The organism is Aporhodopirellula aestuarii, from assembly GCF_023701485.1.
GTDB classification, from domain to species: domain Bacteria; phylum Planctomycetota; class Planctomycetia; order Pirellulales; family Pirellulaceae; genus Rhodopirellula; species Rhodopirellula aestuarii.
In genome coordinates, this window is the sequence record NZ_JAMQBK010000031.1 from 268,888 (window position 1) to 291,457 (window position 22,570).

Sequence of the window (22,570 nt, forward strand, 5' to 3'; positions counted from 1 at the left end):
TCAACGGATCAGCTTTTCGACCTCTGACGTCAAATCTCGACCGGAAAAATCAAGATGCCGTACTTTGCCCTCCTGATCAATCACCGCCACAAAGAGCAGCGTAACGGCGCCGAAACGGTAAGCAACATCGTTAACAATTTCCGCACTGGGGTCGGACTCGCTGCGAAAACTGGGAAAAGTCAGCTTCTCCTGCTCCACGAATCCCATCACGCTCGTTCCAACCACATCCAGATTCATACCGACAATGGCAACGCGATCGGGATAGCGTTCTTGGATTTCTAATAGGTTCGGCAAGACAATTAATGAATCAGGAAACGCCGTCGACCAAAACGGCATCAAGACGACCTTCCCCCGATAGTCCGCCATGTTTAGTGGTCGTCCGTCAACCGATGGCAAGTCGGGATCGATCACCTCACCAATCACGTTCTCACGATTCTCGCGCGCCTTCAATGCCGTTCGTGCGACACGTCCCACCGCATCGGACCGATCAGACAACTCGCGTTTCAAGGCATCATAGGTTGCGGTGGCGATATCCCCCCGCCCGACTGCTTCGGCCTCCAAAGTCGCGCCCGCCAGAAACTCCGCCGTCAACAAATCGGCCGGTTGGGCCAACACCGCATCGACTGCTTTTGTCCACATTTCAACCGTCACGGCCGGCAAGTCTTCCGCGACCACTCCTTCGGCTGGTCTCGCTTTGGCCACAAATTGTTGGCGAAGCTGATCAAGATGCTCGATCGCCGTCTCCGCTTGAGAAAACCCTGAAGAGGCGATCATCGCAGCCATACGCGCGACCTCAGCGTTTTCTGAAGAGCCAAATCGCTCCAAAATCAACCGCCGTACTTCCGCAGCCTCTGCGGAGCGTTCGTACTGCAACAGCGTGTCTTTCGCTTGGCCCAAAACCATCAACGTTGCCACATCGACCGGTCGCTCATCATCCATCAACTCTTCAACCAATTTCAGCACTCGCTCCGCCGCCCCCTCTTTCCCGTGACGCAGCGACTCGATCGCGAAACCGATCAGCACAAGTTGACTATCGGATCTCAACTCGGGACTCGGATCGGCGCGATATTTCTCAGCAAACGCTTGCAGGTCCTCAGCCGCTTTGAGATCGCCCATCGAAGCAAGGTGGGACAACGATTGCAAGAAACCTCGACGTCCGATAACCCGGTCCGACGCACTGGCATCGGCATCGTCCATCAATCGTTCTGACGCAACCTTCTTGAGCGCAACGACGCGTTCGACTTCTGATTCAAACGCCTTCGGGTCGGTGATTCCGGATTGCCCGCTAATCAGCGTTCGCAGTTCGCGATCCACTTCCCCGAGGAAGTCGACAAGCTGGGCGGGACTCAAACTCGATTTCAGTTGCAGACCTGGCGCGGGGGTGACACCGCGAGGCGTCTGCGAACGGCCGCTCTGGATCGGCTCATTCCACGTCCTTTCCTGCTGCGGTTGAGCAACGGTCTCATCGACTCGATCGGCCGAACTATCTCGCGAAGCGGCGTTCGATGGCGAGGGGGAAGTACCCGGTGGGCGTGTGTCGGCGGATGGACCGGAGACGGGTGACTGCGGCTGCTCCGGGGGAGAAACGTCGTTTTGGGTCGTCGATGTGCCTGGCGTGACGGCACCCGAGTCAGATCTCCCGCAACCCACCATACTCAGGGTGGCAAAACTCAGGGCCGCAAGAATCACACTCCTGCCACAGACCTGCAAGCACCACTTGAGATGCGAGCACCCCAACCGTTGACATAAAACAGGCCGTTCAAAAAACACGGACCGTTCGAACAACACGGGGCTTCTTGAGAATTGATTTTGCACGCTGATTTACCCGCTGAGGATACGAAAACCGGCAGTCTAAACCGATCTCGAACCAGCCGGAAACCCGCGTGTCTCAGATTGCTCGATCAGGCCGCGTGATGATCCAACGCCAGTGTTTCCAACAGACTTGCGAAACGACGATTCGCTTCCATCCGGCGATCCATTCGTTCCGACACTGACCAACCGCTTTGGATTCGGCGAACCCGACGGAGGATCTCAACATCGGTAAGCGGAGTCTCATTTTGAGCCGATTCGGCGGCTTGCGAGACGTATTCGGTGGCAGTAGCGGTTGCGGTCAACATGGGAGTTCTTCCTGAAAATTAGATGTTAAGTCGTTCCGAATGCCTGAAAGAATCCGGTTCCGTTTGTAACGATGATTCCACCTAATGCAGACCCCGTGCCAAAACACCTTGATCGCGGCAACAAAATCCACCATTTCTTTTCTGACGCCCCGATCGGTGCGTGATTTTGATCGCAAATCACGCTTAATACCGCAAAAAGATAGGCGGGACTGCTACCTGCCGCAGGCGACCGCCCTGTACCGACGTGGCGAAAAATTGGTCGCTGGTCGACAACCGCCCTCCGATCAACCGTCAGAAACGGACTCTTTTGCAAAGTCTTGTAAATCTTGCCATCGACGATCGGGCAATCGCATCAGCCTGAGGTCCTCCTTGTTTCCCCAAGTCCCAAATAGCTCGTTGAGCCTTTGGTTGAGCACTCGACAGCCGTCCTTGGTCGCCGCCCGGCCGTGCAGATCGACATATTGCACCTGCGTCCCGTCGTCGAAAACGGTCGCATCAATTTGCCACCCGTCGGCCTGATTCGCCCAAGTCAGCGAACCATCCCACTCAAAAAAAAGTCCTGGCAGGGCGGTCATGCTCTCGGCAACCTGCTCGAGGGTGCGTCCGATCGGTTGGCCTTCACCGAGGTAAACGTAGGCTTGGAAGGAAAAATAAGCTGGCATTTCGACAAAATCGCGCGTAGTTTGGATGGAAAGAAGATTTTTATTGGTTTGTCAACCCAGAATTCCTTGACCGCGACCATTTTTGTCCTAGAGTAAAGTTCTCTAGGATCCCCGTCCGCGGATACGTGCTTAACGACCTGTCCTTCCAACTAATGAAATGGAGGGTCGTTTGTGAGAGGTACTGCGGCCTTTGAAAAGGAATTAATCCATGTTGGTTTTGTCAAGAAAAAAGAACGAAAGCATCGTCATCAACAACGATATTAGAATCGTTGTTGTTGAGATTCGCGGCGATAAAGTCCGTTTAGGCGTTGAGGCGCCCCGTGAAGTGCCCGTTCACCGACACGAAGTTTACGAAGCCATTCAGCGTTCCAACGAGGCTTCGGGAGCGACCGACAATTCAGTCGAAGGTTAGTTTCGAGACTTTCGATTCTGCCTGAACCTCCGCGGGGCTCGCGGGGGGTTCCTCGTTGACTTTTCCCAACCGAACGGGGTTGAGAAACCGTTTTGACGAGTTTGGCGTGGTCGATTCATTTCCGCAAGCAATCTCAATGATTGAGCCTCGTAGTTTTCTTAAACTACTCCGCCGTGAACCCTTGACGTACCTAACGTCTCCTTGTTAAAACTCGGCCCACACGGCAATTGAGCCAAAAACGGCGACGCGGCAACGCGACGCTAAACCACACCGGTGGTGCAACACCGCCGTTGTCATTAACTTCGACAACGCGAAATTGCCTACCAAAAAACACGGTCCCTTCGTCTAGCGGTCTAGGACACTGCCCTTTCACGGCGGCAACACGGGTTCGAGTCCCGTAGGGATCACTGATTCAAAATCACCCAGCATTTCAGAGCTTTCCAAAGCTCCGAAACGCTGGGTTTTTTTGTGCCTCTTCGGCAACAATCGCCGGTGACTGCACGAGAATCTCACCACGGCGCCGTCGCGACGCGAGGCCCTGACAAGCCCTGGATTCAGCGACGATCGGACTCCCAGTCAAATTGGAGGCCTCTCCGCCAATTGACGCCGTGCCCTAGGAGACAGGAGCTTCCCCCTACGCGAACCAAAACGTGGGAACGCAATCACTTGGAGGGCCGAAATCAGTCAGTCGAGCATCGGGACTTTTTGATCGACATCGCCTAGCGTTTCATTCAATGTCAAAACGCGTGCGTACCGATCACGCAAAGTCGACAGAGACGCCTCGTGCAATTCCGGTGTCACCGTCGCACAGCAATCCTCCACCACGGTGACGAGATACCCGAGATCACAGGCGTCTCGGATCGTGGTTTCGACGCATTCGTTGGTGTAAACACCAACAACAAACAGCGATTCAATCCCCATATTTTTCAACACGTAATGAATGTTGGTTGACGAAAAAACACCGCTCGCCGTTTTGTTGATGACGATCTCGTCGAAGGCGGGATCGGGCGCAACCTGCTCCAAGAAATCGGCTTCGCGTGAGCCCGGCGGCGCCAACAACCGCAATCGTTTGTGTCCCTTTCCTCGATCTCGGCCGTTTTGGGTTAACGATTGGATCCGAGTGTGGATGACTTCGAGACCGTGCTGGCGAAACGCATCTTGCAATTTTCGAACACCGGGCAGTACGGACTTTTCCAATCGCTCGAAATAATACGCCTGTGCCTCCGGCGTCACACCACTGGCATCGGCATCCGCAAACACCCCGCAGCCTGGCGCCGCGTCGAGATACTGCAGATCGATACACAGCAACGCCGTGTTCCGCTCCGACAAGAACTCCATGTGCTTGGGGTTGTCGATAAACGATTCGTGATAGGCATCGCGGAGCGGATCGACGTGAGGATTGGAGTCTTCGTCGCGGTAGGTCATAGGTCAGTTGGCCAATTGGATTAAGGTGTTGAGCATCACGTTCGCGCCCGCTTCGATGTCCTTCCACGCGGTCCATTCCGATGGCGAATGACTTTGACCGCCTTTGCTGGGAACAAAAATCATTCCGACAGGAACCATCCTGCCCATGATCTGAGCATCGTGAGCGGCGCCACTGGGCATCGTGTTTGATTCTAACCCGAGCAAACGACATTGGTCGGTGAGAGCCTCAACCATCTTGGCACTGCACTGCACTGGAGCAATGTAGCTTTTCAATTCAAACTCAAACATCAGGTGTCGACGACGAGCGATTGCCGACAACGCTTTGCGAAACGCGGTCGACAACTCTTCGAGAACGCCTTCCGACGTATCCCGCACATCCAGCGAAAATTCTACCAATCCGGGTACCGTGTTGGTCGCACCGGGCAAGATTTGAGCTTTCCCAATCGTCGCTCGACTCCGATCGCTACCGTTCTCGTCGAGGATCCGGGGAATTTCGTGCGCGAAATCGGCGAGCCCCATGAAGGCGTCGTTTCGCATGTCCATGGGCGTCGTCCCGGCATGATTGGCCTCACCCTTGAAGCGGACCGCCCACGTAAAGAGCCCGGTGATTTCGTCAACGATCCCAACCGGTTTGCCGATCCGGTCGAGCACCGGGCCTTGCTCGATGTGCAGCTCCAGGTAGCCCTCAATTGACTCCGGATTGCGAGCGGCATCCAACGCCCCCATCGGATCGAGGCCATGTCGCCGCAGTTCCTCTTCGAGACGAACGCCATTCATGTCCGTCATCGTCGCGAGTTTTTCAGGGTTCAGTTGGCCGCACACCGACTGCGAACCGAACATCCCTCCAAAGCGGCCTTCCTCGTCACTGAACGCCACCAACTCAATCGTCCGATTGAGCGAAAGTCCCGCGTCGCGAATACACCGCAAACACTCCAGTCCCGCGATCACGCCTAGCGTGCCATCAAGAGCCCCCGCGCAGGGAACGGTGTCGATATGAGATCCAACCAAGATTTCAGGGGCCTCACTGGAGCCCTCAATCTTCGTCGAAATGTTTGCAGCACCATCGATCGAGTGAGTCAACCCCGCCGCCTCGATCTGGTCGGTCAGCCATCGCTTGCCCTCCATGTCCGCGTCCGTAAACGCCATCCGATAGATGCCATGGTCAGCGGGATCGCGTCCAATTTCGGCGAGCGCGAGGATATCCGATTTGATCCTCTGCAAATCGACCTGAAGTGCTGGCATGATCAATCAACCGCCGGCAGCGGAAGCCCTTCGACGTATTGACCGTGCAACATGTGAAGCTGCAAGGCATGGTTCATAACGATATCGTTGCGACGTGCGATCGTGCCGTCGGTCTCGTTCCACGCATCGGTCAAGAACTTCGACAGACGATCGTGATCAAACAAACCGACCTGCGCAACGCGTTCGGGAGTTAACCAGTGATCGATCATCTCTTGCACGGCCGCGCGTTTGACCGGATCAGTATGAGCGGGCGGGGCCATGAAGGCAAACTTCTTGCGTTCGTACAGTTCTCGCGGCAACACGTTCACCATCGCTTCTCGGAGCACCCATTTCTCCACCCCGTCACGGATACGCACGTCCGGTGGAATCGTCGTCGCGTATTCCGCAACGTGATGATCCAAAAACGCGGGCCGAGCTTCCATCGAATTGGCCATGTCCATCCGATCGCCGCCCCATGTCAGGATCTGCCCCTCGAGCATCGTCTTGCTCCACGTGTACTGGGAGATATCGAGACGGTGTCGGCCACGGACCATGCTCGGATCGATCGCCTCTGCCACCTCGGCAACCGGATCATACGTCTCCAGCATGTCGTGAATCGGCGAACTCAATAACGGCTTGACCCGCGCCAGCACCATCATCCACGGCTGAATCCACGACGGGGTGAACCCGCACAGGTCTTGCCATGCTTGGTGAGTCTGGTCCTCTTCGGCCAAAATCGCACCGGCGAAGATCCCCGCCTCGTTGTCGCGGCCCAACCAGTCTCGTTTGAAGAACGGATAACCACCGAACAGTTCATCGGAACCTTCACCGGTGATCACGGCTTTATAATTGCACGCCCGCACGCGACGACTCATATGCCACTTCGCAACGGCGAGCGTGTTGTAAAACGTCCGCTCGGCGTGCCATGTCGCTCTCTCAAAGGCGGGGCCGTAGAGTTCCTTTTCGGTCAACCTCAACAGCTCTTGCTCCGCCCCTGTGCTTTCGGCCATCCGGCGAGCGATATTCGACTCGTCGTACTCATCACTATCAAAAGCAATCGTGAACGCCTTGATCGGCGATTGTTGCAAATTGGTGGCCAACCCCAGGATCGAGCAACTGTCGATGCCGCCGGACAGATAGCACCCCACCGGGACATCGGCTTCCAAACGGGTCGCCACGGCATCAATCAAACGATCCTGAACACCCTGCACATACTCGCTCGGATCGACACCGGACTCGTGCGAGTCAGGGAATTCAAAATCCCACCAACGTTTGGTTTCGACTTCCAAACGGTCTCCACGAAGACTCGCGACCAGCATGTGTCCCGGCTTAAGCGCGTCGACTCCTTTAAACGAAGTCGAACCGGGTACCATCACCTGCATCATCTGATGCACGGCGGCTTTGGGGCAGAGCTGCGGCTCCACATCGGGGTGTTTGAGGATCGACTTCACTTCCGATCCCCACACCAACCCAGATTCGCCGAAGCGATAGTAAAGCGGCTTCACCCCAAAACGGTCTCGGATCAAGATCAACCGTTTCTCTCGCTGATCGAATAAGACGATCGCAAATTCACCGCGGAGTTTTTCGACGAAAGACAAACCGTGTTTCAAGTACAACGGCAAGGTAATCGCGCTGTCACTCTTGCCGTTGCACGTGTACTGCTGACAGGCAAGCCGTGTGCGAATGTTTTTGTACCCGTAAAGTTCGCCGTTGACGGTAACCGCGTAATCTCCGTCACCGGTTTCGATCGGCTGGTGCCCACAATCGAGCCCGATGATCGATAACCGCGTGTGCCCGAGCGCAACCCCGTGCTCGCGAAAAAAACGACTGCCGCGTTCATCGGGACCACGATGATCGAGCACATCGAGCATCGGATCGAGGGCGAACCGCAAGTCGCGTTCGTTGGTGCGAGACGGATTCCAAAAGCCGGTGATACCACACATAAAGGATGAAAAAGTTCTGAGTTCGAAGGAGAGATTTCAAGACGACCGCGGTGAGAAAAATCAGCTCTCGCCCAATCCTGAGATTCGATCGAGCCGGTCGAGAACGGAGGCGAGCACGGACTGCCGCACGAACACGGCTCCGGCTGCTTGAGCGAAGTACAAATTGTGTTCCGTCTCGTCCAGATTTTCGCTGACTTCGTCGTTACGGGCCAACGGGTGCAAGATCACGGCGCCGGATTTGAGGCGACTGCCGGCATCCAACTTGTATCTCGCGTCCAGCTTTCGGTAACTGTCGCCGAGAAACGCAATCGAGTTGACATAGACGACATCCAGTTCGGGCAACACCTCTTGAACATCATTGATGATTTCCAGCTCAATCGCCGATTCTTCGATCGGTTCGGTCAAATCCAACCCGACGGGATCCGCCAGCTCCGAAATCAACGTGATCTTTTTCACCGCCCCGGGAAACATCAACGCCAAGCGTACAAAACTCTTCACCGCCCGCATCGAACCGGGCGTGCCGATGATCCCCAAGTGAACGCGTTTCTCTGGCGGGCAATCTGAACGACACAGTTCGGGACGCCACTTTAACAACGCATACCAATCGATCAGCGCCTGCGTCGGATGATGCCCCGATCCATTCCCCGCATTGATCAGCGGCCGTTGTAAATTCTTGCTGATCTCGTCCAAACAATTCGTATCGGGATGTCGCATGATGACCACATCACCGTACGTATTAAACATTTCGCCGATATCCGCGAGCGATTCGCCTTTCGCGATTCCGGTAACCTGTCCATCGGGCACCGACAACACCTTGCCGTCTAACCGTAAAACGGCACTTTCAAACGACAAACGCGTCCGCGTGCTGGCTTCGAAAAAGGCCGTGATCGCGATCTTTCCGTCAAGAGGTTTGTCCATCTCGACGTTGCGAGATTCCAGTAACGCCGCAAGCTGGGCGATCGCGACGACGCTCCGTCGGTTGAACTGACGCGGGTGCAAAATCGATTGGCCCGCTAACGTTTTCAACGCTTCGCGATCGATCTTGTGATCGCAATACTCCAACAGCGCCGATGGAGAGAGCCGCTGCCCTTTCGAATTTGTGGCCGCCGACGTCAACGGAGATGCTTCTTGATTGCTGGTATTCATGCTCGTACTACTCACCAGATTTGTCGGTCTCGAGAGTCGATGATTAGGAACGCGATCAGTGCCACCACGCCGACGCACGTTAACGCCAACGCACCAATCACTAACAGTTGTAAAAACCAAAGCGGAAACATCTTGCTCACGTTGCCTCATCAGCAAGAGTCGAAAAATTAAAATCGTCGGGTGCCAACCACGTCGCCAAACCAAACACGACGCCGGATACAGCAGCACCGACCAACGACGCGACAAACCATCCGATGGCGAAGTAGGCCCACAGCCCTGTCGCGGTCCCGACCACCATCGCGGCTCCCGCGGCCAGAGGGCTCGGACGCTTGAAATAAAGCCCACCGACGATCGGCCAAATGCAGCTACCGACCATCGGACCGGCAAAGAACAATACTGTCGCCAGCGTCCCCACATTCGGATACGCCACTCCCCATGACAGCAATCCCAAAAAGATAATCGACAACGTCGATGCACGTCGTTTGGCCGAGTCCGACATCGCTCCTCCGCCGGACTTCAAACCGCTTGGCGACGATTTCGCGATCGGTTCAACGATGTCATTGACGATCAAGTCCGCCGTTGCCGCCAACAGGCTATCAATGCTCGATGCCAACGAGCAGAACACGACGACGAACACCAACAACGCGCCCCCCGTGCCCAATAACGTGGCCGCCACCAAGGGCCCAACCGTATCCGGTTGACTGATCCCAATGCCCAGCGCCGGAGCCGCCAACCCCAGAAACCCGGCCACGATCGGCACCGGCAACCACAACACCCCGCCGAGTGCGTAGGCCTTCGGGCCGACACCCTCTCGCATCGCGAACGCGCGGCTCCACCAGACATTGCTGTGGAAAATTTCACCAAACCCGAACAGCATGTTATTGAACAACGCCATCAACGCCGCCGGAAAGAACACCGACAATAACATCGGTCGGTTGGACTCCAGTTTCGAATGCACATCAGCGATATCGATTTGCGTCAAAACCGCGATCGCGACAACGACCAACCCGATCAGAATGATCAAACTCTGAATAAAGTCGGTTCCGATCACCGCGTACATTCCGCCAAAGAGCGTGTAGGTGACGCACACGGCCACAACCACCGACATGCCAACGGGATACGGTATTCCCGACAAAACTTCCAGCAATTTCCCGCCAGCCATCGACATTGAGATCAACCATGTGATCGCATAGAAGATCGAAATCAGCAGGAACGGCACCGAGCCCAGACTCCCGTATCTCCGCCGCACAAACTCAACCGCGGTGTAGCCTTTGGGCATCAATTGGCGGATTCGGCCGCTCATGGGCGCAAACGCGAATAATCCAAAACTCGCCGTCGAATACGCGACCGCGCCCCACACACCTAACTGCAACGCAAATTGAGGTGCCAGCATCGTGGTGTTGGACGTAATCCAAGTCGCCACCGCCGTGGCTGTCCCCAACGCCAAACCGACGTTTCGCCCCGCAACGGCAAAACCATCGTACGACGTCGCCCGACGCCCCCACCAAACGCCCAGTGAAATCCACAGCACGCTGAAGCATGCCAACATCACATAACCGGCCGTCGGAGACAGCACCGCCGTCGCCACGACCGGAGCACTCAAAATCGCTTGAATCACGAAACCGCCCTCGATGTCTCCGTCACCTTGGACGCTCTCAACGCCCCCACCCCTATCAGACCGATCATCGCGAGAAACACGATCAACCCCACACCGAACGACGCCCACGCCTGAGACATTGGCCAGTGATTGACCACAATCACCGCGGGCTGGCCGGTAACACCGACGAGCACTTCGTCAACGGAAAAAGCCTGAACGACAAAGGTGTGCTCGCCATCAGGCAACCCCGAAATGAACGCTTCGGGCAGCCCACCTTCGTAATAAGAATTGCCATCGGAATCGAGCACTTGATAGCGATTGGCACCCTCGATCTCATTCCACTGCAGCGACTGATAGCCTTCACGAACGTTATCAAACCGCGCTTGCACCAGCACAATTTCCGCCACAGTGGGACCAGGCATCAAAGGCCCCGGCAACAAAGGCTCAGGTGCCGACAAAACAGATCCAGGCGTGGCGTCCGACAGACCTTGAGCGGCACCAGACGCATGGTGACTGGAGAAAGCCACTGCCTGACAAAGAAGTACCATCGTTAGACGAGGGATAAGCAAACGCATCCGAACGATATCGAAATTTCACTCACCAGGGCCAAGTCGCCTCTGTCGGCCGGCGAGAAAAATTGTGGTCTCCTTACTTGCGAATGCGAATTGGCGACTGGAAACAAGATCCAATCAAATTGCGATTGCGGAACGGAAAAGCACGACAAAACGTGTTTTTTCGAAAGCAACCCGAACTCATCGATGCCACTCCACGGTGCGTCTTGGAAGATAACACGTCTCCGCTCGCGTCGAAACCGGTGTCTATCGCACACCCAACCCGATCAAGCAACAAACTGGCGCGGTCCCCACAGGCTCACGAACAACCACACATGAACATTAGCTCACACCGCTTCATCCCTGGATGATTCCAATATCACGCCCAGCCTCCCACGGCCCAGCCCCCACCACCGACCCCCTTTCGAACCCCAAACCATGGTCTGATGTTCAGTTCACTGCATAAGCAACAGGCGGTTCACCACGGCTCAACAAACATCGATTCACTCGGCCGCGTTGATGGGCACTGCCACCGACCACCGCGGAGTATCACCAAACCACCGGCAAACGGTGAGGGCGGCAACAAAGAATCGTCGCCGAACTTGGTGTGGACCAAACGTTTGGAACTTGGGCGAAGCGGCAATGATAAATCGCCTTGCTCGCTTCTCACGCAGCACGACCGTCCATTGGCTAAACGCGGTGAAGAATCAGATTCGTCAGAAGATGGACCAAGCCGCTATTCATGGGCGACATCGACGAGCGTAATAACTTTCGTTCGGCGATCGTTGAAAGTCGATGCGCGTCGGTCACATCACCTTCTCAACCGCTGTGCACTGCCAGAGGCTCTTCCGTCCGCCGATCGCATACAGAAATACGCGTTCCACGATCACACTCGGGCAAACGCACTCCTCGAATCCCGCACAAATCCATCGCTTGTTATCTGCCACTGAATCGACGTCGCGGATCGTGGCAACCATCGATGCCAACCTGTCGTCGTCGCCTCTCAAAGAATGACAATCGATTCAAGTGCTACATGCTTGGGTGTCACCTTTGTTCCACACACTTCGCAGCCGGGTCGACGAATCGGAGTCCGCTCTGCGCCATCAAACAAGAACGGCATGCCATACGATGCCAATTCTACTGCAACCGGTGTTGCCATGGTCATTTGGTTTGCGTCCGTCTCGAACAGTAGATTCTTGCTCTGGTCGCAGACAAAACCAAATTGCAATCCATAGAGCAAGCAACTCCATAGAGCACAACATCTCACATTTCCAACGTGAATTACAGGAGCTTAGAGAGCACGCTCAATCTCAGTCGAGGTATGCTATTCCGGTGCACAATTAGGTGTTCGAACGCCTCAGAAATCCATCATTACATTAAGCCGGCATTGCGTTGCAGCACTCGCGACAAAATCGCTTTCTCTTTCGCCGCGAAACTGCGCAGACCTATAGACCACGTTGGCATATAGAACGCATCGCTCCCAAGCCTTTCTCCGCAAAATGAATACTCGAACCCCCATGAAGCGAGTCCCAATTTTTTTTGTTGGCACTGCGTTGCTGACGGCGTTGGCGCCGATGATCACCGCCGCTGAAAAGCCGAATATCTTATGGATTGTCACCGACGATCAGCGTCCGGATTCGGTCAGGGCATTCAACCGGTTGGTTGATGGAAAAGACGAGAGTCCACTTGGATACGTTGAATCCCCTCACATCGACAAACTTGCAGCTGAAGGGATCCTGTTCACTCGGGCAATGTGTAACTCTCCCGCTTGTGGTCCGTCACGTGGCTCGATGCACTCAGGGCGATATCCGTTTCGCCATGGTCATTACGCATTCGAATTGACGCATCAGAATCCTGATTTCGTACGACCAGTCGTTCCGCAAATAATCCGCGAGCATGGCTATGCCACCGCAGCCTTCGGAAAAGACGATCCGTATATCTACCGATGGGGTCCCGGCCAGGGCTTCCATGACCCAGGATTCTATGACGTGCGTGTTCACGACAAGAACGGCTTACAACGTGGAGGCATCGGCGATGTCGCCACGCTGGAAGCCTTCGGCAAAGGCGGCTATTTAGGCGGCACCGAGGTGGTGTTCTATCCCGACGGAACAAAGCGGACGTATTTCCTCCAACGCAAGGACGGAAAACTGAACGAAGAGGATCTCGCCGCGATCGCGCGAACCAACAAGGAACTCGACATCCTGCGTTCTTACACCAATGGGGGTAACAAATCGCTCATCTTTGGCGGCGTCAACCCGAAACCAGCGGAGGACACCGCTGACGCACACATCGCGACGGAGATGAAAAACTATCTCGCCAACGCCGGACGCACCTACAAGACACTTTGGGGCCAAGAACTGCAGGGCGCCAACACAGCAAAACCTCAGTTCATTCATTTGGGCTTTCACTTCCCCCACACACCGGTACTCCCACCCAAATCTTTCCGCGACCGTTTTCAAACCAAGAAGTATCGCGTGCCGGATTTCGACAAAGAAGAACTCGCCAAGTTCCCGCCGCAATTGCTACGTCTCTACAACAGTTGCAAAGTCGATGGCATGACCGAAGCTGAAAAACAGCAAGCGATTCAGGACTACTATGCGTTCTGCGCACACGGCGACTCACAGCTGGGCGAAGCCGTTGAGGCGTTTAAGGCCTACTGCAAGTCCGCGAACCAGGAGTACTTGATCGTCTTCACCATCGGCGATCACAGTTGGCACCTCGGCGAACAAGGGATCGAAGCGAAGTTTGGTCCATGGGGACAGTCGGTCGCGAATGCCGCGATCCTGGTCTCCTCTGACAAAAACCTGATCCCGGCCGGCGGACACTACGACAAAATGGTCGAATTTGTGGACTTTGCTCCCACACTGCTGGCGGCCGGCGGCGTGGATATCCAAGCCTCTAAGTTTGACTTCCTCGACGGCGTGAGTTTATTCGACGTATTCAACGGCACCGCGCCACCGCGCGAATATACCCTCGGTGAGATCCACCTCGTCGCCGGACCGCGAGCCTACATGTATACGGACAGATTTCGGTTCTCTATGCGCAGCCGACCGTTCCCTGGACAAGTCAATGAACAGAACATGGGTCAGAACATCAGTTGGGCACTCGAGGCTCCGGTCGAAAAGCTGGACCTCGCGTTGTACGACCTGAAACACGATCCTCTCGAACGCAACAACGTCGCGAACGATCCCAACTATCGCGAACTCGCCGGGTGGTTCCGAAACAAACTCGGCAACATCGTTCTCGGCGATGGACGTATCGAGTGCGACTGGTCGCAAGCGAACCGTTACTCGCTGAGTGACTTTGCAAAGGGCGCCGACGACAAGCACGCGGACATCCCTGAAAACCTCATTCCCAACTAACAACGTGCAAAGAAAAAGCGTTCGCGAATGACAAGGCAAAATGGCGGAGTGGAAGTCGCCAAGACATTCCTGCGCTGACGACACGAGACGCAACGAGCGCAGGCCAAATGGAAATCCGATCACACAAGGCGAATTGAATGATGACGAACTTATTAAAACTCTCTTTCAGCTTGGCGGCGTTGCTTGTCGTCTTTGGCCAAAGCGATGCATCCAGTGAAGACGAAAACACCCCCGCACCAGCTTTCCCCTACTTGGTCCCCGACGAGAAACCGGATCGGCCTCTGAGCACCGCGGTGCAGCGTAACTATGACGCTTACTCCTCCATCCGCCCCGAACAAAACGAACTGTTTACCCAGTTCAAATACACCAAGCTCAAGGGCTTTGACTACAACGATGGCGATGGCACGATTACACGCCGCGATCCATCCAAAGTGATCTTTGCCAACGGCAAGTACTACGTGTGGTACACCTGTCGCAAAACGCCGGTCAAACCGGTCGGCATGTCGCGGGCCGCCGAGGCCACCGATGTGATCCCTTCCGCCGACTGGGATTTGGCAGACATCTATTACGCCACCTCCAAAGATGGCTTTACATGGCAAGAACAGGGCGTGGCCGTGCCTCGACCGCCCAAGCCCAACCCTGGTTGGCGTTCGGTTACCACCACGGACATTCTCGTTTGGGAAGGAAAATACTATCTCTATTACCAAGCCTTCATGGAAGCCAGTGGACTGCGAGGTGACTACTGCCCCGTAGCGGTTTCTTATGCAGATTCACCGGACGGACCTTGGACGCCAGCCAACAAAATCGTCATCCCCAATGGTGCCGAAGGCGAGTGGGATCAGCATGCGATCCATGATCCGTATCCACTCGTCCACAACGGAAAAATCTACCTGTACTACAAGTCGGATTTTGACGAACGGCCTGAACTCACCCCCTCCAAAGTCCGCATGCACGGTCTAGCGATCGCCGACAATCCGCTGGGGCCGTTTACCAAACACCCGCTCAATCCGGTGATCAATTCCGGTCACGAGACGACGTTGTTCCCGTTCAAAAAGGGAGTTGCCGCGTTCGTCATCCGTGACGGGATGGAACGCAACACGATCCAGTACGCCGAGGATTGGGTGAGCTTCAAGATCGCCTCGATCGTCGAGTTGATGCCGAATGCCGCGGGCCCATTTGTCCCCGACGCGTTTACCGACACGGAGGACGGCATTGGGATCACCTGGGGCATTTCGCACTTCACCAATGCCGCAAATGACTGGAACCGAAACCATTCAGTCTTGACCCGGTTTGATTGCGACCTAAGCCGCAACGTGGATGACCCGCAGATGAAGGGGCACCACATGAATCTCACTCCCGAGTTCCACTACAAGCAAGGACTCAGCGGCAAGCAACGTGAACGCGTCACACGCGAGACCGCAGAACTGAACAAGCCATCGGCACAAAACTGAAAACGAGCAAACAGAGAATCTAAAATGAGAAACGTCCTATTCGCCGCGATCTGCCTAGCCTTGGGGGCTGTCGCTCACGCCGAGTCGCCGCCCCCACAACCGAACGTGTTGTGGATTTTGACCGACGACCACCGTTACGATTCGATCCGCGCGTTCAACAATATGTTGCACGGCCGCGAAATGAGCGAACTGGGTTACGTCGAATCGCCCAACACGGATCGACTGGCCAAGATGGGAACGACGTTTATCAACACCTATTGCCAAGCACAAGGCTGTGCACCGTCACGTGCGTCCATGCACCTGGGCCGCTACCCATTCCGTTCGGGCGTCTACGAATTTGAGTACCACAACAACAACGCCGAACACTGCCGACCGACGCTGCCCGAATGCATGGCGGAACTAGGCTACCAAACGACACACATCGGAAAGCTGGGCGTTCGCCTAAAGACTATTAAAGGTAAATGGGCCGCATCGCACCCGATGTACCAACAGAGCTTCTACTTCAAAGACCTAGCCAAAGATGGCTTGTGTGCGTGGGGCAAGGATTGGATTTCGGAAATCAACGGCATGAAGTTTGACAAGCCGTTTCAAAGCCTTGAGTTTTTTGTTACCCCGGAAGGCAAGTTCGAATACTGCTCGCTGGAACTCGAAAAAATCATGCCTGAGTTCGCGGGGACCTGCGCCGACACGACCGAAAAGTATGACCTGCTGCGTCATTACAATCCGAAGAAGGGCAAGCACATTGACAACGGCATGATTTTGGCCGGCGTCAGTTCCCGCGAAGCCGGAAAAACGCGTGACGGTTACTACGCATCGATCTTCGTGGACTATCTCAATAACAAGAACCAATCCTTCCAAGTCGGATCCAGAGAATACGACGGCGTCGACACGTCCAAGCCGTTGTTTTGTCACATCGGTTTTGACTTCCCCCATACCCCCGTGCTGCCTCCCGCCGATTTCCGCGAGCGTTTTCAACAACACACCTACAAGGTTCCTGTCTTTGACAAGCAGGAATTGGAAACGATGCCCGCTCAGCTGAAAAAGCAGGTAATGCACGGCTATTCGGATCATTTCACCGATACCGAAAAGCAGGCGATGGTCCAAGACTACTACGCGTTTTGTGCTTACGGTGATGTCCTGGTTGGCCAAGCCGTTGACTCCTTCATCGAGTACAGCGAGTCGCAGCAACAACCTTGGACGATCGTCTATGTCTGTGGCGATCACGGCTGGAAGCTCAACGATCACGGATCGGTTTCCAAATTCACTCCATGGGATGTCGATAGCCACAATCCGATCATCGTCGTTTCATCGGACAAGAAAGCGTTTCCGGCCGACAAGGTCGTTACCGATTTCACCGAGTTTGTGGACATCATGCCGACGATCCTGGCCGCAGGTGGAGCCAACCTGGACGACGCGAAATATGACTACCTCGACGGCAAGGACTTAGCAGGAATCGTTTCAGGCGAGATCCCAGCCCGCGACTATGTGATCGGCGAAAGCCACGCCGTGATCGGGCCTCGTGCGTTCATCCGCACCAAAGACTACGTGTTCTCGATGCAAACACGTCCCGGCAAGAAGCGTGGTGAAGACATGGATTGGGCACGAACCGCCTCGTACCAGGATCTCGATCCGGCGCTCTATCACATGCCGACCGACCCCAAAGAAGTGAACAACCTAGCGTTCAATCCGGAACACCAGCACGTCGCCAAGGCGATGCAGCAGAAGCTGCTCAACATTGTGCTCGGTGACAACCGCGTCGAAGTGGACTGGGGTGACAACAAAGCGTTGGGAACGACGGTCTTCCGCAGCAACTTCGCCCCCGGTGCCCATGACGGCAAACTAAATTTTTAATCTTCTTAGGAAATAGAAACTTGTTCAAAATAATCGTACTCGCACTCGTTGCCGTAGCAGTTTGGGTAACTCCACTGCCTGCCACCGACAAACCGAACATCGTGTTCATTCTTGCCGATGATCTCGGTCTCGGCGACGTCAGCTATTACGCGAAAACCATTCAGAACCAAGAACCGGTCGTGTCCACGCCCAACATTGATTCGTTGGCGGCGCAGGGACTTTGGTTTACCGATGGGCATTCGGCCACGGCGTTATGCGCACCAACCCGCTACGCAGTGATGAGCGGCAACAACAACTATCGTTCGTACGCGCCCGCGGGTGTCTGGAGCACGTTTGCTCCCACGGCATTCAAGGAGGGTGAAGTCACGCTCGGCACCGTGGTTCGCGATGCCGGATACAGCACGGGCTTCATCGGCAAATGGCACCTCGGTGGTGACTTTTACGTTCCTGGTACAAAAGAGATTTATCGCGGAGCAAAGTCTGGTGACCTGATTGAGAAAGTGGACGTGACTCGATGGATCGGCGGCGGCCCAAAGTATTGCGGATTTGATTACGACTTCACCGCACCCTGCGGGATCCAAGGCCCCATCTACCTGTTCTACGAAAACCAGCGATGGTCTCCGTGGGCGGACGATTCTGAAATTGTCTTCTTCAACGAGCAGACGGCCAAAAACCCCAAGGACGTCAGTGACAAGGGTCCGGGTCCAGGAGATTCCAATTGGGACACACGTGAGGTCGGTAAGATTCTATCGTCCAAGGCGGTGGACTTCATTCAATCCGGCGCCCAGAGCGACAAGCCGTTCTTTCTTTATTACTGCAGCCCGATGGTGCACTTGCCGCACTGTCCGACCGACGAATTCGACGGCCGGAAAGTCAGAGGCAGCTCGGTCACCGCACACCTCGACATGCTCGCGGATCTCGATATGCAGGTGAAGCGTATTGTCGATGCATTGAAAGCCAGCGGTGAGTTTGAGAACACGCTCATTGTTTTCTCCGCGGACAACGGCGGGTTGCAGGACGGGAAAGCAACCACGGCAATCGGATACCAGCCCGGCGGTGAATGGAACGGATCCAAAAACTCGCCCCTGGAAGGTGGACACCGCGTTCCAACCTTTGCGGTCTGGCCGGGGCATATCAAGCCCGGCATCACAAACGAGTTGGCAGTTAACCAGGACATGGTCGCTACATTTGCGGCGCTCGTTGGCACCGAAATCCCAAAAGGCCAAGCCCAGGATTCAAACAACCTGCTGCCACTGCTCACCGGGAAGGGCAGTTTTCAACAGCGTGACTTTTTCATCAACCAAGCCGGGTCGAGACAAGAATTGATGTTCCGCAAGATGCCGTGGAAGCTGATCATCCAGAGCAACTTCAAACGCACAAGCTTTGAACCCAAATCGCTCTACAACTTGCAAAACGATCCGCACGAAAAACGCAACCTGATCAACAATCCGGAATTTAAAACCGTGGTCGATCAGATGTTTAGCGAATACATGGACATCGTGAAATCCGGCCGCCCGACAGCCCCCCGTCAATCGCAGTGAGCGGATTCATTCCGTGCAGATCCCGCAATGAATCCGCATCGTTTCACGCCCACATACCAGTGATGAACGAAACTTACCCCCATGAGCAAGATTCAAAGAAAACGCATGACACTTTTGCCCCCTACAGCGTCCCGTTTGTCGAAAGCCATTACGATCTTTCTTATCGGACTTCCTTCACTGCTGCCTGCGGCCGCGCCCACGCCTCCGAACGTCATCGTCATTCTTGCCGACGACCTCGGTTATGGCATCGTCAACTCGTACGGCGGAGATCCGAAACGCGTCACCACTCCCAACATCGACCGACTCGCCGCTGAGGGTGCGAAATTCACCGAGGGCTATGTTACCTGTTCCGTCTGCGGCCCCTCCCGGGCCGGTCTCATGACGGGCCGCTATCAGCAGCGTTTCGGCATCTACGCGAACTGCGACAACCAAGCCAAAAACAGCGGGGTGCCGGGTGATCAAACCCTGATGTCGCGTTACTTCAAAGACGCCGGATACGCCACCGCGATGATCGGCAAATGGCACCTCGGCACCAAAAAGCCAGGGCAACATCCGTTGGAAAGAGGGTTTGATGAATACTATGGCTTCGACAGCGCGCAGACCGACTTTTTTGAGTCCCCTATTCTGTTCGATGGCCGCACCAAGGTGGAACAGCACGATTATCTCACGCGTGAATTTACCGACCGGGCCATCCGTTTCATGGAAAAGTCCGGTGACACTCCGTTCTTTGTCTACCTAGCTTACAATGCAGTTCACGGACCTAACCAAGCCCCGAAAGAAACCACGGCGCGTTTTTCTGGATTTCCAAAGCACGAGTTGGTCGAGGCAGCAATGGTTGCGGAGCTTGATTCGGGCATCGGACGGGTTCTCGATGCACTCGACAAGTCCGGCAAAGCCAAGGACACACTGATTTTCTTTCTCAGCGACAACGGCGGTCTTCCTTATTGGTGGAAGGGCAGCAACGGCAACTTGCGTGGACTCAAACGCTTTCAGTTTGACGGTGGCAACAAGGTCCCGTTCATCGTCCGTTGGCCGGCTGCCGTGGCGGCGGATCAAGTCCGAACCCAGCCTGTCATCTCGCTCGACATCCTGCCCACCGCGCTTGCCGCCGCCGGCATTCCTACTCCTGAGAACGAGGTGCTCGACGGCATCGATTTGCTGCCTTCACTCAAAGCCCAACAGGATTTGCAACCCGATCGCCCGCTGTTCTGGGCGGGATCACACTTTGAATGCACCGACATTAAGAGCGACTGCTGGGAAAACCATGACAATCCGCCACCAGCGTGGGCAGTTCGCAAAGGCAAATGGAAGCTTATCCAGATCATGGAGCATGGAAGACCGATGCTCTTCAACATCGCCAACGATCCATCCGAATCGAACGACCTCATCGCTCAAAACCCGGAAGTCGCTTCCGAGATGCAGCGTGCCTTTGCGAAGTGGTTTCAGATCGGCGCGGACCCAATCGCGTGGAACCGTGTGTATTTCCAACAACTTAAAGCCATCCGTTGATGGCTTCGATTATGAAACGATCACGTGTGTTGGCAACGTTCGCTACTTTTTTCATCGCATCCACGCTAGCGTTCGCTGTGGAGCCTCGTCTTGAGAAAGACTCGACTGAAGTACTGACAGTTCCGATCCTCTCCGATGGTCCGCCAGCTGCAGGAAAACGCGTCGCTGTGACCGCTCCCGAGTATGTGGGAACGGATGTGTTCCATACTCTTTACCTTCCGCAAGACTGGAAACCAAACGGCGAGCCGCTTCCGATCATCTTTGAGTACACGGGTAATTATTTTCCACAGAGCGGCTCAACCGGTCAGCCGGAAGACGCGGCTCTCGGGTTTGGTCTTTCCGGCGGAAAATACATTTGGGTTTCTCTCCCGTATATCAACGAGGTCGGCAATGGCAACGCTCGAACTTGGTGGGGCGACGAGAAAGCGACGGTGGAATACGCCAAGCGGAACGTGCCAAGAATCATCCGCCAATTCGGTGCCGATCCTAATGCAGTGTTCCTGTGTGGGTTCTCGCGGGGCGCAATCGGCGTGAACTACCTCGGACTTCACGATGACGAAATCGCGAACCTTTGGACTGCGTTCATTACCCACGATCATTTTGATGGGGTGAAGGAATGGAAACCGCCTTGGGGAGCACCTCTGGAACACTATCAACGCGAGGCGAGGAAGCGTCTGGTGCGAGTCGGAGATCGACCGTATTGGGTCAGCCAAAATGGTACCGTCAGCGAGACGGAACGATTCGTTCGATCTGTCTTCCCCCTCCCCAGCCAATTTTCGTTTGCGAGCATCAACACTCAAAAAATACTGGGTGGCTTTCCCAATGAGATCGCAAAATCAGCACACACTGACCGCTGGCCTCTCAAGCCCAGCAGTTACCGCAATGATGTTTGGACATGGATGAATTACGTTGCCAGTGGCCATGGCAAACGAGACGAACAGACTTACGAGAATCACTTCGAACGCCCCGAAACACAACAGCAAAAGTAATCAGCGATCGTTGCCGCTCATCCTGCTGGGCCGTGAAAACGATTCGACAAACCGCTCATTGAGTAAAGGGCGTCAACTAATTCCGCCGACGCGTCCATGACGAACAATCGCCATTGGGTTCTGGGCATTCTTTTGTAACGACCGATTTCCAAACTTAGCAGCGGATACGAGTTGGTAGATCAACCAGCGTCCGGCTTCGCCGCTGATCTATACACTCGCGTTGCCCCAGGATCGTCGCGAAGCATCGGACATTTACCAGAAACCAACGCAGCTATCGGTAGAAAACCGACAGAATTTGGCAAGGAGCGAACTGCAAAGTTTGAGCGTGCCAAATCGCTTAGGTAAGTGGTTGTATGATATACAGGATGATCCACACGACGTTGACGACTTAACAGAGCAATATCCAAAGGTCATTAAGCAAATCAGCAGGCTTGACTTGCAGCGGCATAAAATGATTGTCCTGTTCACGACCGACCACACAAACATCTTAGAAAGCACGGTACTCTTGGAGATTCGTTGCCTCACACGGGAGGCACTAATCAGGTACATAGAAGTGATTCGGTATAACGACAATTCCGCTGATCGTGATCGGATCGGCGTAGGCCGGACCAAGGAGCCTAAGCGACGCAGTTCCGACACGACTGAGCAAGTGAATGCCGGAACTCGCAAAGCCTCGGTCCGGCCTACAGTTCGCGGCAGTTTCGCCAGATGATTCCTGCATACCTGCTTAGTATTTGGATTCGGTTGCTTCGCCAGGGCAGGGGACACGATCGTTGGCGGGAGACATTCAGAC

General features: G+C 55.0%; 17 protein-coding genes and 1 tRNA gene. 8 read left to right on the forward strand and 10 right to left on the reverse strand.

All coding sequences use genetic code 11. From position 1 onward, the window contains the following. From NB063_RS12850 to NB063_RS12860, 3 genes are all read right to left on the reverse strand, one after another. Entirely contained in the window at positions 1-1,689 is a 1,689-nt protein-coding gene (locus NB063_RS12850) for a TlpA family protein disulfide reductase (RefSeq protein ID WP_250929125.1), read from the reverse strand. A 212-nt stretch (positions 1,690-1,901) separates the two neighbouring features. Further along, on the reverse strand, positions 1,902-2,117 hold the full coding sequence (locus NB063_RS12855; protein ID WP_250929126.1) for a hypothetical protein: 216 nt from the start codon (positions 2,115-2,117) through the stop codon (positions 1,902-1,904). Between the two features lie 284 nt (positions 2,118-2,401). Then, a complete protein-coding gene (locus NB063_RS12860) occupies positions 2,402-2,779 on the reverse strand; it encodes a hypothetical protein (RefSeq protein ID WP_250929127.1) in 378 nt (125 codons plus the stop codon). 208 nt (positions 2,780-2,987) lie between these two features. Between NB063_RS12860 and csrA the strand changes: the two genes are divergently transcribed. Further along, positions 2,988-3,191, forward strand: a complete 204-nt coding sequence (csrA, locus tag NB063_RS12865) for a carbon storage regulator CsrA (protein WP_250929128.1) — start codon at positions 2,988-2,990, stop codon at positions 3,189-3,191. A gap of 334 nt (positions 3,192-3,525) precedes the next feature. Further along, positions 3,526-3,598 (forward strand) — tRNA-Glu (locus NB063_RS12870). Between the two features lie 277 nt (positions 3,599-3,875). On the opposite strand, the gene NB063_RS12875 is transcribed toward NB063_RS12870, so the two are convergent. The 7 genes from NB063_RS12875 to NB063_RS12905 all read right to left on the reverse strand — a co-directional run bounded on the left by NB063_RS12875 (position 3,876) and on the right by NB063_RS12905 (position 12,051). Beyond that, positions 3,876-4,616, reverse strand: a complete 741-nt coding sequence (locus NB063_RS12875) for a cysteine hydrolase family protein (RefSeq protein WP_250929129.1) — start codon at positions 4,614-4,616, stop codon at positions 3,876-3,878. A gap of 3 nt (positions 4,617-4,619) precedes the next feature. Beyond that, positions 4,620-5,858 (reverse strand): Zn-dependent hydrolase, encoded by a 1,239-nt coding sequence (locus NB063_RS12880; RefSeq protein WP_250929130.1) that lies wholly within the window; start codon positions 5,856-5,858, stop codon positions 4,620-4,622. A 2-nt stretch (positions 5,859-5,860) separates the two neighbouring features. After that, complete coding sequence (asnB, locus tag NB063_RS12885; protein WP_250929131.1) at positions 5,861-7,780, reverse strand: asparagine synthase (glutamine-hydrolyzing); 1,920 nt, start codon at positions 7,778-7,780, stop codon at positions 5,861-5,863. A 60-nt stretch (positions 7,781-7,840) separates the two neighbouring features. Further along, entirely contained in the window at positions 7,841-8,926 is a 1,086-nt protein-coding gene (locus tag NB063_RS12890) for an aspartate/ornithine carbamoyltransferase family protein (RefSeq protein WP_250929132.1), read from the reverse strand. A 136-nt stretch (positions 8,927-9,062) separates the two neighbouring features. Further along, positions 9,063-10,475 carry a sodium:solute symporter family transporter gene (locus NB063_RS12895; protein WP_261367356.1) on the reverse strand — a complete coding sequence of 471 codons (1,413 nt, stop codon included), beginning with the start codon at positions 10,473-10,475 and terminating at the stop codon, positions 9,063-9,065. A gap of 65 nt (positions 10,476-10,540) precedes the next feature. After that, entirely contained in the window at positions 10,541-10,945 is a 405-nt protein-coding gene (locus NB063_RS12900) for a hypothetical protein (RefSeq protein WP_250929134.1), read from the reverse strand. Positions 10,946-11,880: 935 nt separating this feature from the next. Next, positions 11,881-12,051, reverse strand: a complete 171-nt coding sequence (locus tag NB063_RS12905; protein ID WP_250929135.1) for a hypothetical protein — start codon at positions 12,049-12,051, stop codon at positions 11,881-11,883. A gap of 522 nt (positions 12,052-12,573) precedes the next feature. Between NB063_RS12905 and NB063_RS12910 the strand changes: the two genes are divergently transcribed. The 6 genes from NB063_RS12910 to NB063_RS12935 all read left to right on the forward strand — a co-directional run bounded on the left by NB063_RS12910 (position 12,574) and on the right by NB063_RS12935 (position 21,777). Beyond that, on the forward strand, positions 12,574-14,436 hold the full coding sequence (locus NB063_RS12910) for a sulfatase-like hydrolase/transferase (protein WP_250929136.1): 1,863 nt from the start codon (positions 12,574-12,576) through the stop codon (positions 14,434-14,436). Positions 14,437-14,573: 137 nt separating this feature from the next. Next, positions 14,574-15,887, forward strand: coding sequence for a glycoside hydrolase family 117 protein (locus NB063_RS12915; RefSeq protein ID WP_250929137.1), 1,314 nt, complete (start codon positions 14,574-14,576; stop codon positions 15,885-15,887). A 24-nt stretch (positions 15,888-15,911) separates the two neighbouring features. Further along, positions 15,912-17,738: a sulfatase-like hydrolase/transferase gene (locus NB063_RS12920; RefSeq protein WP_250929138.1), complete on the forward strand. Its 1,827-nt coding sequence runs from the start codon at positions 15,912-15,914 to the stop codon at positions 17,736-17,738. 20 nt (positions 17,739-17,758) lie between these two features. Continuing rightward, complete coding sequence (locus tag NB063_RS12925; protein ID WP_250929139.1) at positions 17,759-19,279, forward strand: sulfatase family protein; 1,521 nt, start codon at positions 17,759-17,761, stop codon at positions 19,277-19,279. 81 nt (positions 19,280-19,360) lie between these two features. Then, positions 19,361-20,788, forward strand: a complete 1,428-nt coding sequence (locus tag NB063_RS12930) for a sulfatase-like hydrolase/transferase (RefSeq protein WP_250929140.1) — start codon at positions 19,361-19,363, stop codon at positions 20,786-20,788. Between the two features lie 11 nt (positions 20,789-20,799). Beyond that, the gene (locus tag NB063_RS12935; protein ID WP_250929141.1) at positions 20,800-21,777 is read left to right on the forward strand and encodes a hypothetical protein; all 978 of its coding nucleotides are present in this window, start codon (positions 20,800-20,802) and stop codon (positions 21,775-21,777) included. The last annotated feature ends 793 nt before the right edge of the window (positions 21,778-22,570 follow it).